Consider the following 12,507-nt stretch of genomic DNA (forward strand, 5'->3'; position numbering starts at 1 on the left):
GAAAACACATTGTTCAAAGTTTGCAGACTTATAATGAGTGAGAATGAAAAGTCTGTAGAACGATGCACAAAAACAAAGGCGTAACGGAACTTTATTACAGACCGGTCCTCTAATTGGCTGCTTGCTCATATTGTGCAGTATTGGAGTGGCGTTTCTGGATACGCGTGGAAATTGGTTTTGGGGAGACTTTACCTCGGATGAGCGAGCAGTTAACGGATCAGGTCCTGGTCGAAAGGGTCCAGAAAGGAGATCAGAAATCGTTCAACTTACTGGTGGTGCGCTACCAGCATAAAGTGGCGAGTCTGGTTTCCCGGTATGTCCCTTCGGGCGATGTGCCTGATGTCGTACAAGAGTCATTTATAAAGGCCTATCGCGCGCTTGATTCATTCAGGGGAGATAGTGCTTTTTATACCTGGCTATACCGAATTGCGGTTAATACAGCGAAAAATTACCTGGTTGCCCAAGGGCGCAGGCCGCCATCCAGTGATGTGGACGCTATTGAAGCAGAAAACTTCGAAAGTGGCGGTGCACTGAAAGAAATTTCGAACCCTGAGAACTTAATGTTGTCAGAAGAACTGCGACAAATAGTTTTCCGTACCATTGAGTCGCTCCCGGAAGATTTACGTATGGCAATTACGTTGCGGGAGCTGGATGGCCTAAGTTATGAAGAGATTGCGGTCATAATGGATTGTCCGGTGGGTACCGTTCGTTCGCGTATCTTCCGTGCGCGGGAAGCTATTGATAATAAAGTTCAACCGCTTATCAGGCGTTGACGATAGCGGGATACTGAAAAAGGTATTAGGCATGCAGAAAGAACAACTTTCCGCTTTAATGGATGGTGAAACGCTGGATAGTGAGCTGCTCGTTGAGTTGTCTCAGGATCCGGAAATGCAGAAAACCTGGGAGAGCTACCATCTCATCCGTGATTCCATGCGTGGTGATACCGCCGATCTCCTTCATTTCGATATCTCAGCCCGAGTAATGGCCGCGATTGAGAATGACACTGTTCAGGCGCCAGCGCCGTTGATTCCTGAAGCTCAGCCCGTTCCGCATCAATGGCAGAAAATGCCGTTCTGGCACAAAGTTCGTCCATGGGCCAGTCAGCTTACCCAGATGGGCGTTGCGGCATGCGTATCGCTTGCTGTAATTGTTGGCGTCCAGCACTATAATGGCTCGGCTGAATCAACCCAACAGCCCGAAGCGCCAGTGTTTAATACGCTGCCGATGATGGGCAAAGCCAGTCCGGTGAGTTTGGGTGTTCCGTCTGATGCGACGGCAAATGCCGGTCAGCAACAGCAGGTGCAGGAACAACGTCGTCGCATTAATGCGATGCTGCAGGATTACGAACTGCAACGCCGTCTGCACTCCGAACAGCTTCAGTTTGAGCAGGCGCAAACACAGCAAGCCGCTGTACAGGTGCCAGGAAATCAAACTTTAGGAACGCAATCGCAGTAATGAAGCAACTTTGGTGTGCCATGTCTTTTGTGGCTACTGGCTTGTTCTTCTCTGTCAACGCCTCGGCTGATGTTTCGTCCGGGGCGTTGCTGCAGCAAATGAACGTGGCGAGCCAGTCGCTCAACTATGAACTCTCTTTTGTCAGCATCAATAAGCAGGGTGTTGAATCGTTACGTTACCGCCATGTGCGTCTCAACGATCAGCCGCTTGCGCAGTTGTTGCAAATGGACGGCCCCCGTCGCGAAGTAGTGCAGCGTGGCAACGAGATCAGCTATTTCGAACCGGGTCTTGAACCTTTCACGCTTAACGGCAACTTCATCGTCGATTCACTGCCGTCTCTGGTGTATACCGACTTCAAACGCCTTTCCTCCTATTACGATTTTATCTCCGTGGGACGTACGCGCATTGCCGACCGGCTGTGCGAAGTAATCCGTGTCGTGGCACGCGATGGTACCCGTTATAGCTATATCGTGTGGATGGATGAAGAAACCCGGCTGCCGATGCGCGTGGATTTGCTTGATCGCGATGGCGAAACCCTTGAACAATTCCGCGTCATTGCTGTTACCGTCAACGGCCAGGTGACCAATAGTATGCAAACACTGGCCAAAGCCAGTCTGCCGCCGCTACTTTCATTACCGGCTGGCGATAAAGTCGTGTTTAACTGGGAACCCGCCTGGTTGCCGCAGGGGTTTAGCGAAGTTTCCAGTAGCCGTCGCCAACTGCCGACCATGGATATGCCCGTTGAATCTCGTCTCTATTCTGACGGTTTGTTCAGCTTCTCCGTTAACGTTAACCGTGCTAACCAGAACAGTGCCGATCAGATGCTGCGCACCGGTCGCCGTACCGTTAGCACTACGGTTCGCGATAACGCCGAAATTACTGTCGTCGGTGAATTGCCTCCGCAAACCGCAAAACGTATTGCGGACAGTCTCAAATTTAAGGCCGCACAATGATAAAAGAGTGGGCGACCGTCGTTTCCTGGCAAAATGGTAGCGCGCTGGTCGAATGTGACGTCAAAGCTTCCTGTAGCAGCTGCGCCTCACGTGCCGGGTGCGGCAGCCGTGTGCTGAACAAACTCGGCCCCCAAACCACGCATACCATTGCCGTGCCCAGCGCAGAGCCGTTAGTTGCCGGGCAGAAGGTTGAATTAGGCATCGCCGAGAGCAGCCTGCTGGGCTCAGCGGTATTGGTCTATATGTCGCCGCTGGTAGGCCTGTTTGTCATGGGGGCTATTTTCCAGGCGCTCTTTGGGCAGGATCTTGCGGCGTTTTGTGGCGCAGTGCTTGGTGGCGTCGGCGGTTTTTTACTCGCCCGAGGATTGTCGCCAAAGCTTGCCACGCGCAGCGAATGGCAGCCGGTTATTCTTAGCGTCGGTTTGCCTCCGGATCTTATCCGCGTCGACAGCGCATCCGCTGAAAGCCAGCCGTAATATCCTCTTTAAGTCTTACGATAATAGCGATACTTTTCTGCCTGGTATCAGCATTTCCCCGCATTGTTGTTGTAGTGTAGAATGCGGCGTTTCAGTACATTGACGTCAGGCGCGTACAGGCCTCTTAGTTACTCGTAAGGCATAAAAACTCACTATATGAAGAATATTCGTAACTTTTCGATCATCGCTCACATCGACCACGGTAAGTCGACGCTGTCTGACCGTATCATCCAGATTTGCGGTGGTCTTTCCGATCGCGAAATGGAAGCCCAGGTTCTCGATTCCATGGATCTTGAACGTGAGCGCGGCATTACCATTAAAGCGCAAAGTGTCACGCTGGATTACAAAGCCAACAATGGCGAAACCTACCAGCTGAACTTTATCGATACCCCCGGTCACGTTGACTTCTCCTACGAGGTTTCCCGTTCTCTCGCGGCCTGCGAAGGCGCACTGCTGGTGGTAGATGCGGGCCAGGGCGTGGAAGCGCAGACGCTTGCAAACTGCTATACCGCCATTGAGATGGATCTGGAAGTCGTACCGGTACTGAACAAAATAGACCTGCCAGCCGCCGATCCCGAGCGCGTTGCAGAAGAAATTGAAGACATTGTTGGCATCGACGCCACCGATGCTGTGCGCTGCTCGGCGAAAACCGGCGTTGGCGTGCCCGATGTGCTGGAACGTCTGGTGCGCGATATTCCGCCGCCGGAAGGCGATCCAGATGCGCCGTTGCAGGCACTGATTATCGACTCCTGGTTCGATAACTACCTTGGCGTGGTTTCTCTGGTGCGTATCAAAAATGGCACCATGCGCAAAGGCGACAAAATTAAGGTGATCAGTACCGGGCAGGTTTATAACGCTGACCGTCTCGGGATTTTCACGCCAAAACAGGTTGATCGTACCGAACTCAAGTGCGGTGAAGTAGGCTGGCTGGTTTGTGCAATTAAAGACATTCTCGGCGCGCCAGTGGGCGATACCCTGACCTCCGCACGCAACCCGGCGGATAAGGCACTGCCAGGCTTTAAGAAGGTGAAACCGCAGGTTTACGCCGGTCTGTTCCCGGTCAGCTCTGACGACTACGAAAACTTCCGCGATGCGCTCGGCAAGTTGAGCCTTAACGACGCCTCGTTGTTCTACGAACCGGAAAGCTCCACCGCGCTTGGCTTTGGTTTCCGCTGTGGTTTCCTTGGCCTGCTGCACATGGAGATCATCCAGGAGCGTCTTGAGCGCGAATACGATCTGGATCTGATCACTACCGCACCGACCGTAGTGTACGAAGTGCAGACCACCAATAAAGAAGTGATTTACGTCGATAGCCCGTCTAAGTTGCCGCCGCTGAACAACATTGATGAGCTGCGCGAACCTATCGCTGAGTGTCACATGCTGCTGCCGCAGGAGTACCTTGGCAACGTTATCACGCTGTGCGTGGAGAAACGTGGTGTGCAGACCAACATGGTTTACCACGGTAACCAGGTTGCGCTGACATACGAGATCCCAATGGCGGAAGTCGTGCTGGATTTCTTCGATCGTCTGAAGTCAACATCACGCGGTTATGCGTCGCTTGATTACAACTTCAAACGTTTCCAGGCCTCCAATATGGTGCGTGTGGACGTGCTGATCAACGGTGAGCGTGTGGATGCGCTGGCGCTGATCACGCACAACGATAACGCACCGTACCGTGGTCGCGAGCTGGTCGAGAAAATGAAAGAACTGATCCCGCGCCAGCAGTTTGATATCGCGATTCAGGCGGCAATCGGAAACCATATTATTGCCCGTTCGACAGTGAAACAGTTGCGTAAAAACGTGCTGGCAAAATGCTACGGCGGTGACGTGAGCCGTAAGAAAAAGCTGCTGCAGAAACAGAAAGAAGGTAAGAAACGCATGAAGCAGGTCGGCAACGTCGAACTGCCGCAGGAAGCGTTCCTTGCCATTCTGCATGTGGGCAAAGATAGCAAATAATCGTAAGGAGTTGGCATGGCGAACATGTTTGCCCTGATCCTGGTGATCGCTACCCTGGTGACGGGTTTTTTATGGTGCCTGGATAAGTTTATTTTTGCACCAAAACGCCGGGAACGTCAGGCCGCTGCGCAGGTTTCGACAGGCGATGCGCTCGATGTAAAAACGCTGAAGAAGATCGGTCCGAAGCCCGGCTGGCTGGAGACCGGTGCTTCCGTATTCCCGGTGTTGGCCATTGTGCTGGTGGTGCGTTCGTTTATTTACGAACCATTCCAGATCCCATCTGGTTCCATGATGCCAACGCTGCTTATCGGTGATTTCATTCTGGTGGAGAAATTCGCCTACGGAATTAAAGATCCGATCTACCAGAAAACGTTGATTGAAACCGGGCATCCGAAACGTGGTGACATTGCGGTATTTAAATACCCGGACGATCCGCGTCTGGATTACATCAAGCGTGTGGTTGGCGTACCGGGCGATAAAGTGACCTACGATCCGGTGACCAAACAAGTGACCGTGCAGCCGAACTGCAGCTCCGGCCAGACTTGTGGTAGCGCTTTGCCTATCACTTACAGCAACGTTGAAGAGAGCGATTTTGTGCAGACCTTCGGGCGTCGCTCCGGTGGTGAAGCAAGCAGCGGTTTCTTTCAGTTACCGAAAGGCCAGTCCCTGCCGGATGGCGTACGGTTAACCGAACGTAAAGAGACGTTGGGTGAGGTGACGCACCGCATTCTGACCGTGCCTATCGCGCAGGATCAACTGGGGATTTACTATCGCCAGCAGAGCCAGCCGCTGGCTACCTGGATTGTGCCGCCGGGTCATTACTTTATGATGGGCGACAACCGCGATAACAGCGCAGACAGCCGCTACTGGGGCTTTGTGCCGGAAGCGAATCTGGTTGGCCGCGCTACGGCAATCTGGATGAGTTTCGAAAAACAAGAAGGTGAATGGCCAACAGGCGTGCGCCTGAATCGTATCGGCGGAATTCATTAAGTAACCAGGGCGCAATCATCTCGATTGTGCCCTGAATTATTTCCAATATTATTCCCACCAGACTAACGACAACCCCGGTCGTTGCGTATAGAATGTTCCCCCGAAGTTTAAGGCTGGTTCCCCCGGGCGCCACAGCACACGAAACCGCGTTGGTTTTCTCAGGTCGGTTTCGTGTGCTGCATTGTTGACGCATTTATTTATTGGTATCGCATGAACCCCATCGTAATTAATCGGCTTCAACGGAAGCTGGGCTACACTTTTCAACATCAGGATCTGTTGCAGCAGGCATTAACCCACCGCAGCGCCAGTAGCAAACATAACGAGCGTCTCGAATTTCTCGGCGACTCTATCTTAAGTTATGTGATTGCTAACGCGCTCTATCATCGTTTCCCGCGTGTGGACGAAGGTGATATGAGCCGCATGCGCGCGACATTGGTGCGTGGAAATACGCTGGCGGAGATTGCCCGCGAATTCGAGCTGGGTGAATGTCTGCGCTTAGGGCCAGGCGAATTGAAAAGCGGCGGTTTTCGCCGTGAATCCATTCTGGCAGATACCGTTGAGGCGTTAATTGGCGGTGTGTTCCTTGACAGCGATATTCAGACCGTCGAACAATTAATTCTGAACTGGTATCAAACACGCCTTGATGAAATCAGTCCTGGCGATAAACAAAAAGATCCGAAAACGCGCCTGCAGGAATTTTTGCAAGGCCGTCATCTGCCGCTGCCGTCTTACCTGGTGGTGCAGGTACGCGGTGAAGCGCACGATCAAGAATTTACTATCCACTGCCAGGTCAGTGGCCTGAGTGAACCGGTGGTGGGCACGGGTTCCAGTCGTCGTAAGGCGGAGCAGGCTGCCGCCGAACAGGCGTTGAAAAAACTGGAGCTGGAATGAGCACTGAAACTGAAAAGAGCTACTGCGGATTTATCGCTATCGTTGGGCGTCCCAACGTTGGCAAATCCACTCTGCTGAATAAACTGCTCGGGCAGAAGATTTCGATCACTTCCCGTAAAGCGCAAACCACGCGACACCGCATTGTTGGTATCCATACCGAAGGGGCATACCAGGCGGTTTACGTCGACACCCCCGGTCTGCATATGGAAGAGAAGCGGGCGATTAACCGTCTGATGAATAAAGCTGCCAGCAGCTCCATTGGTGACGTTGAGTTGATCATTTTCGTCGTGGAAGGCACTCGCTGGACGCCGGACGACGAGATGGTGCTAAATAAGCTGCGCGACGGGAAAGCACCGGTGATCCTCGCAGTCAATAAAGTGGACAATGTGCAGGAGAAAGCCGATCTGCTGCCGCACCTGCAGTTCCTGGCAAGCCAGATGAATTTCCTTGATATCGTGCCGCTTTCTGCAGAAACCGGTACCAACGTTGACACCATTGCCAGCATTGTGCGCAAGCATCTGCCGGAAGCGGTTCATCACTTCCCGGAAGACTATGTGACTGACCGCTCACAGCGTTTTATGGCTTCGGAAATTATCCGTGAGAAACTGATGCGTTTCCTCGGGGCGGAACTGCCGTACTCGGTCACCGTGGAGATCGAACAGTTTGTTACCAACGAACGCGGTGGTTACGACATCCACGGGTTGATCCTTGTTGAGCGCGAAGGGCAGAAGAAGATGGTGATTGGCAACAAAGGTTCCAAAATCAAAACCATCGGTATTGAAGCTCGCAAAGATATGGAAGAGATGTTCGAAGCCAAAGTTCACCTGGAATTGTGGGTGAAAGTGAAATCCGGCTGGGCCGATGACGAACGCGCCCTGCGTAGTCTCGGTTACGTAGACGACCTCTAAGAGCCGCTCTCTATGGCTCTTGGGCTGCAGGCAGACGGCAAAGCCGTGAATGTTAAGGCGCTTATGAGCGCCCTGGACGAGCGGATGAAGCCAACGCACCTGCGGCTTGAAAGACGACGAGAATAATATGGAAGGCTGGCAGCGCGCTTTTGTTCTGCATAGTCGCCCGTGGAGTGAAACCAGCCTGATGCTGGACGTCTTCACGGAAGAGTCTGGTCGTGTGCGCCTTGTTGCCAAAGGCGCACGTTCCAAACGTTCTAATCTGAAGGGCGCATTACAACCTTTCACTCCTCTGCTGGTGCGCTTTGGCGGGCGTGGCGAAGTCAAAACGCTGCGCAGCGCGGAAGCGGTATCACTGGCACTGCCGCTCAGCGGCATCACGCTCTACAGCGGCCTCTACGTTAACGAACTTATCTCCCGCGTGCTTGAACATGAGACGCGTTTTTCTGAACTGTTTTTTGATTATCTGCACTGTATCCAGGCCCTTGCGGGCGTCACCAGCACGCCGGAACCGGTGCTGCGCCGTTTTGAGCTGGCGCTGCTCGGACATCTGGGGTATGGCGTTGATTTTCTCCATTGCGCGGGCAGCGGCGAGCCGGTCGATGATGTTATGACTTATCGTTATCGGGAAGAGAAGGGCTTTATTGCCAGCGTCGTGATCGATAACAGCACCTTTACCGGGCGGCATTTACGGGCGCTGGCGGAGCGGGAGTTTCCGGATGCCGACTCGCTGCGCGCCGCAAAGCGCTTTACCCGTATCGCGTTAAAGCCGTATCTTGGAGGCAAGCCGCTGAAAAGCCGGGAGCTGTTCCGGCAGTTCGTGCCAAAAAGATAGCAAAATAACAACCGGGCTGACGCGGCGAAGAGCGCGCCAGTACCTTTGAGAACATTGAGGATTGTCATGGCTGAATTACTGTTGGGCGTCAACATCGATCACATCGCCACACTGCGTAACGCGCGCGGAACGGCCTATCCGGATCCGGTGCAGGCCGCTTTTATCGCCGAGCAAGCAGGTGCTGATGGCATCACTGTCCATTTGCGTGAAGATCGTCGTCATATCACTGATCGCGATGTACGCATTTTGCGCCAGACTTTGCACACGCGAATGAATCTTGAAATGGCGGTGACCGAAGAGATGCTGGCGATTGCCTGCGAAACCAAACCGCATTTTTGCTGCCTGGTGCCGGAAAAACGCCAGGAAGTCACCACCGAAGGTGGGCTGGATGTGGCTGGTCAGCGCGAAAAAATGCGCGATGCCTGCCAGCGTCTGGCGCAGGCGGGCATCCTGGTGTCGCTGTTTATCGATGCCGATGCCGAGCAGATTAAAGCGGCGGCGGATGTTGGCGCACCGTACATTGAAATTCATACCGGTTGCTACGCGGATGCGAAAAACGATGCCGATCAGGCAAAAGAGCTGGAGCGCATTGCAAAAGCGGCGACCTACGCGGCAAGCCTCGGCCTGAAAGTCAACGCCGGGCACGGACTGACTTATCACAACGTCAAAGCCATTGCCGCGCTGCCTGAAATGCACGAGCTGAACATCGGCCACGCCATTATTGGTCGTGCGGTGATGAGCGGCCTGAAAGAGGCGGTAGCAGAGATGAAACGCCTGATGCTGGAAGCGCGCGCGTAATGGCGATTCTGGGATTAGGTACGGATATCGTCGAGATAGCCCGCATCGAAGCGGTGGTCGCCCGTAGTGGCGATCGCCTGGCTAAACGGGTGCTGAGCGACAACGAGTGGGCGCTGTATCAGGCGCATCAGCAGCCGGTTCGCTTCCTGGCGAAACGCTTTGCGGTCAAAGAGGCAGCGGCAAAAGCCTTAGGCACGGGTATCCGTAATGGGCTGGCGTTTAATCAGTTTGAAGTGTTTAACGACGCGCTAGGCAAGCCGAGCCTGCGTCTTTGGGACGAAGCATTGCGGATGGCGGAACAGATGGGCGTGCGTGCAATGCACGTGACGCTGGCGGATGAACGCCATTACGCCTGCGCGACAGTGATTATCGAGAGCTAAATTTTATCTGCGTGGTGCATCAGGACAAACTTGTCCCACAGTTGTTCTTCTGTTTCCACATGCGCCGGATCTTTGAGGATCGTATTGGGTATCGGACATACTTTCTGGCATGTAGGGGTTTCGTAGTGGCCGATGCATTCGGTACACCGATCGCTGTTGATCTCATAAATGCTGTCGCCCATCGAAATGGCTTCGTTCGGACATTCCGGTTCGCACATGTCGCAATTGATGCAGCGTTTTGTAATTAGTAAAGCCATTTCAAAGAATTACCGTCAAATCTGGATGCTATCTGGAAACTACTGGATGTTAACCGGCGCACTTTACCACAGAAACCAGATAGCCCCAATCACGATGATGCTTTTACGCACAAAATTGGTGCGGGACAACGTTTCTACTCCGTCCTGTGACATTTTGGCGAATCTTCTTAATCAAACATAAGAAAAACGCCATTGACCGAATAATATTTCTCCGCTGAAAATATAAATACCACCCGGACAAAATAGAATACGGTGTGTTTTTATTCATTAAGAATGATTACCCGTCTCTGATATATAAATATTGTATATATCTTAGCGCGACTGACCAAGGATAATTAATAAGGGACTATGATGAAAAGAGTGTCATTATATATTGCATTTATTGCCAGTATAACGAGCGGACTGGCGAGTGCTGCGAATGAGTATATCTATACCTCGCCTGTACCGCCTGCGTATGAATCCTCCCCAAACCAGCGCGCTTTACGGACAAACGAAGAAACTTCAACCTATATCAAATGTGTCTATAAGATCGATAATCAGGAACAAAGCAACCCTGCCTCATCGTGGGCCTGGGCGCGCGACGGGAGCAATTATCTTAAGCTGCGTGGGTATTGGTATAGCGCCACGCCGCTGGCAAATATGTTTTATACCAAATCATCTTACGTAAGCCTGGTAAATATGTGTCGGAGTACGTTGAAAGCCAGCAATATTAATGCCGAGACCATTATCCCTTATGCATCCGATTACACACTTTCCTGGTATTATATGATTTGGCATCAGGGGCAGGCACAACCGGCGATAACGTTCGGTAATAATAAAATTGATCGTATGGTCATATTTGGTGACAGCCTTAGCGATACGATTAATGTTTATAACGGCTCATATGGCACGGTTCCAAATCACGCATCGTGGTTTCTTGGTCATTTTTCTAATGGCAAGGTCTGGCACGAATATTTGGCCGGTTCGCTTAATTTACCGGGCTACGTTTGGGCGACAGCCAACGCGGAAAGCGGCGAGAAACCTTTATTTAACGGTTTTGACAAGCAACTGGATTCTTTCAGCGCTTATCTGGGTAAAACAGAGAACTATGACATCGCGCAGACCCTGTTTACCGTGCTGTTCGGGGGTAATGATTTTATTACTGGCGGAAAAACGCCGGACGATATCATCGCTACGTATCGCGTACAGCTGGCGCGTCTGGCGGCACTGGGAGCGCAGCATATTGCGATTTTCAGGCTCCCTGATTTTTCTGTCATTCCGAATGTCGCTGCGTGGACATCGGCGGAAAAAGAGGCGCTAAAAAACAAGTCAGAGAATTTTAACCAGCAGTTAAACCGCTTGCTCGGCGAATTACGCTCCGCGTATCCGAAGGCGAATTTTTTCACCGTCCAACTGGATGTTGCATTTAATGATTTGCTCCATGAAAGCGGTAAACATGGCTTTGTTAATACCACCGAAACTTGCCTGGATATCTCCGCTTCGGGCACCTCTTATGCCACAGGTGTTGCGGTGAAGCAGGCATGTAAAGCGGCGAATGGGGCGTTTGTTTTCTGGGACAATATGCACCCGACCACCAAAACTCATGCTCTGCTCGCGGAAATGATACGAGAGGAGATAGGGCAACATCTGACCAACGGCGGTAAGTAACGCGGTAAGACTCCTCGTCCGCCAGGACGGGGAGGCTACACCAGTTTTTTCACCAGTTCTTCGCTATGGCGAATGCGCTCCGGCGCATGCTCAAGATCCTGTTGCACCAGCGCCATAAACAGCAAATCCGTGAGCATCATTTGCGCGCTGGTGGACGAAATCGCCGCGCTGCGTGTCGCCTGCTCTTCCGCGATGGTGTACAGGCAGTGTGTGGCGCGCTGCTGTAGTGCGTTCGGCGTGAAGCCGGTTATAGCGAGGATCTTGCCACCAACGCGCAGTGTCTCATCGGCCGCCATGTTGATTTCACGGCGTTCGCCACTGTAAGAGACCGGCAGCAACAAATCGCCCGGCTCCATCGCCTGCACGGTTGCCAGCAGCGCGTGCATATCCTGCTCAACCACGGCGTTAACGCCGATTTTCATCAGCTTCCAGCCAAAATTTCGCGCGACCAGCCCGGAAGCGCCGATACCCGTCAGGATAATACGCCGTGCTTCGCGTAACAGTCGCACGCTCTCCAGCAGTTTCTCTTCGCTGTTAACATCCAGCGAGGCATGCATGGCGCTCTGGTACTCTTTAATCAGCTTTTCGCCCACCACCCGCAGCGGATCATCGCCACGGATCTGGTTATGCACCGGCACAGACCACGGGTTGCTATTGCTGGCCAGCGCTTCGCTGATCGCCAGTTTCATTGCAGGAAAGCCTTTGAAGTCCATCTTCTGGGCAAATTTCACGACGCTGGACTGGCTAACACCTGCTTCAGCGGCCAGTTGTTGCGAACTCAAATGGCGCGCACGATCGGGGTTTTCCAGCAGAAATTCCGCCAGTTTTTTATCGCTCTGAGCAAGGCTTGGGTAGCGCTGGCGAATGCGAATTAGACAATTCATAGGATCTCCGGGAGCAAACCCATCCGCGATATTTTGCCGATGAATGAATTTAATATTCCAGTAATAGATTGAGATTA

Annotated in this window: 14 protein-coding genes; 12 read left to right on the forward strand and 2 right to left on the reverse strand. The window is 52.5% G+C overall.

The features are described from left to right. The first annotated feature begins 197 nt into the window (after nt 1-197). The 11 genes from rpoE (at nt 198) to acpS (ending at nt 9,642) form a co-directional block, all read left to right on the forward strand. Complete coding sequence (gene rpoE / locus ACFX4O_RS16430) at nt 198-773, forward strand: RNA polymerase sigma factor RpoE (RefSeq protein WP_380210069.1); 576 nt, start codon at nt 198-200, stop codon at nt 771-773. A gap of 31 nt (nt 774-804) precedes the next feature. Continuing rightward, nucleotides 805-1,455: an anti-sigma-E factor RseA gene (gene rseA / locus ACFX4O_RS16435; RefSeq protein ID WP_131406424.1), complete on the forward strand. Its 651-nt coding sequence runs from the start codon at nt 805-807 to the stop codon at nt 1,453-1,455. After that, nucleotides 1,455-2,408 (forward strand): sigma-E factor regulatory protein RseB, encoded by a 954-nt coding sequence (gene rseB, locus ACFX4O_RS16440; protein WP_380209862.1) that lies wholly within the window; start codon nt 1,455-1,457, stop codon nt 2,406-2,408. The genes rseA and rseB overlap by 1 nt, the downstream gene beginning before the upstream one ends. After that, entirely contained in the window at nt 2,405-2,884 is a 480-nt protein-coding gene (gene rseC, locus ACFX4O_RS16445) for a SoxR-reducing system protein RseC (protein WP_380209864.1), read from the forward strand. The genes rseB and rseC overlap by 4 nt, the downstream gene beginning before the upstream one ends. A gap of 156 nt (nt 2,885-3,040) precedes the next feature. Further along, the gene (gene lepA / locus ACFX4O_RS16450) at nt 3,041-4,840 is read left to right on the forward strand and encodes a translation elongation factor 4 (RefSeq protein WP_131406427.1); all 1,800 of its coding nucleotides are present in this window, start codon (nt 3,041-3,043) and stop codon (nt 4,838-4,840) included. Nucleotides 4,841-4,855: 15 nt separating this feature from the next. Beyond that, entirely contained in the window at nt 4,856-5,830 is a 975-nt protein-coding gene (gene lepB, locus ACFX4O_RS16455) for a signal peptidase I (RefSeq protein ID WP_380209866.1), read from the forward strand. Between the two features lie 210 nt (nt 5,831-6,040). Then, on the forward strand, nt 6,041-6,721 hold the full coding sequence (rnc, locus tag ACFX4O_RS16460) for a ribonuclease III (protein WP_131406429.1): 681 nt from the start codon (nt 6,041-6,043) through the stop codon (nt 6,719-6,721). Next, the gene (gene era, locus ACFX4O_RS16465) at nt 6,718-7,629 is read left to right on the forward strand and encodes a GTPase Era (protein WP_131406430.1); all 912 of its coding nucleotides are present in this window, start codon (nt 6,718-6,720) and stop codon (nt 7,627-7,629) included. Before rnc ends, era begins: the two co-directional genes overlap by 4 nt. Nucleotides 7,630-7,756: 127 nt before the next feature. Next, nucleotides 7,757-8,464 carry a DNA repair protein RecO gene (recO, locus tag ACFX4O_RS16470; protein WP_131406431.1) on the forward strand — a complete coding sequence of 236 codons (708 nt, stop codon included), beginning with the start codon at nt 7,757-7,759 and terminating at the stop codon, nt 8,462-8,464. 66 nt (nt 8,465-8,530) lie between these two features. Then, nucleotides 8,531-9,262 carry a pyridoxine 5'-phosphate synthase gene (gene pdxJ / locus ACFX4O_RS16475; protein ID WP_131406432.1) on the forward strand — a complete coding sequence of 244 codons (732 nt, stop codon included), beginning with the start codon at nt 8,531-8,533 and terminating at the stop codon, nt 9,260-9,262. Continuing rightward, the gene (gene acpS / locus ACFX4O_RS16480) at nt 9,262-9,642 is read left to right on the forward strand and encodes a holo-ACP synthase (protein ID WP_017459034.1); all 381 of its coding nucleotides are present in this window, start codon (nt 9,262-9,264) and stop codon (nt 9,640-9,642) included. Before pdxJ ends, acpS begins: the two co-directional genes overlap by 1 nt. Here the strand turns inward: acpS and ACFX4O_RS16485 are convergent. Beyond that, entirely contained in the window at nt 9,639-9,899 is a 261-nt protein-coding gene (locus tag ACFX4O_RS16485; protein ID WP_380209870.1) for a YfhL family 4Fe-4S dicluster ferredoxin, read from the reverse strand. The two genes, acpS and ACFX4O_RS16485, sit on opposite strands and share 4 nt — an antisense overlap. A 348-nt stretch (nt 9,900-10,247) precedes the next feature. Here ACFX4O_RS16485 and ACFX4O_RS16490 point away from each other — a divergent pair, with 348 nt between their 5' ends. Next, a complete protein-coding gene (locus tag ACFX4O_RS16490; RefSeq protein WP_380209872.1) occupies nt 10,248-11,546 on the forward strand; it encodes an SGNH/GDSL hydrolase family protein in 1,299 nt (432 codons plus the stop codon). Between the two features lie 35 nt (nt 11,547-11,581). On the opposite strand, the gene ACFX4O_RS16495 is transcribed toward ACFX4O_RS16490, so the two are convergent. Continuing rightward, nucleotides 11,582-12,430 (reverse strand): MurR/RpiR family transcriptional regulator, encoded by an 849-nt coding sequence (locus ACFX4O_RS16495; protein WP_131406435.1) that lies wholly within the window; start codon nt 12,428-12,430, stop codon nt 11,582-11,584. Nucleotides 12,431-12,507: the final 77 nt, after the last annotated feature.

Source organism: Kosakonia sp. YIM B13571, from assembly GCF_042788095.1.
Classification (GTDB): domain Bacteria; phylum Pseudomonadota; class Gammaproteobacteria; order Enterobacterales; family Enterobacteriaceae; genus Kosakonia; species Kosakonia quasisacchari.

Bases quoted from the DNA above. Each gene is read 5' to 3' on its own strand.
- lepB (WP_380209866.1), top strand. From the start codon at position 4,856: ATGGCGAACATGTTTGCCCTGATCCTGGTGATCGCTACCCTGGTGACG.
- acpS (WP_017459034.1), top strand. From the start codon at position 9,262: ATGGCGATTCTGGGATTAGGTACGGATATCGTCGAGATAGCCCGCATC.
- rseC (WP_380209864.1), top strand. From the start codon at position 2,405: ATGATAAAAGAGTGGGCGACCGTCGTTTCCTGGCAAAATGGTAGCGCG.
- rseA (WP_131406424.1), top strand. From the start codon at position 805: ATGCAGAAAGAACAACTTTCCGCTTTAATGGATGGTGAAACGCTGGAT.
- rseB (WP_380209862.1), top strand. From the start codon at position 1,455: ATGAAGCAACTTTGGTGTGCCATGTCTTTTGTGGCTACTGGCTTGTTC.
- pdxJ (WP_131406432.1), top strand. From the start codon at position 8,531: ATGGCTGAATTACTGTTGGGCGTCAACATCGATCACATCGCCACACTG.
- ACFX4O_RS16495 (WP_131406435.1), bottom strand. From the start codon at position 12,430: ATGAATTGTCTAATTCGCATTCGCCAGCGCTACCCAAGCCTTGCTCAG.
- recO (WP_131406431.1), top strand. From the start codon at position 7,757: ATGGAAGGCTGGCAGCGCGCTTTTGTTCTGCATAGTCGCCCGTGGAGT.
- lepA (WP_131406427.1), top strand. From the start codon at position 3,041: ATGAAGAATATTCGTAACTTTTCGATCATCGCTCACATCGACCACGGT.
- rpoE (WP_380210069.1), top strand. From the start codon at position 198: ATGAGCGAGCAGTTAACGGATCAGGTCCTGGTCGAAAGGGTCCAGAAA.
- ACFX4O_RS16485 (WP_380209870.1), bottom strand. From the start codon at position 9,899: ATGGCTTTACTAATTACAAAACGCTGCATCAATTGCGACATGTGCGAA.
- ACFX4O_RS16490 (WP_380209872.1), top strand. From the start codon at position 10,248: ATGATGAAAAGAGTGTCATTATATATTGCATTTATTGCCAGTATAACG.
- era (WP_131406430.1), top strand. From the start codon at position 6,718: ATGAGCACTGAAACTGAAAAGAGCTACTGCGGATTTATCGCTATCGTT.
- rnc (WP_131406429.1), top strand. From the start codon at position 6,041: ATGAACCCCATCGTAATTAATCGGCTTCAACGGAAGCTGGGCTACACT.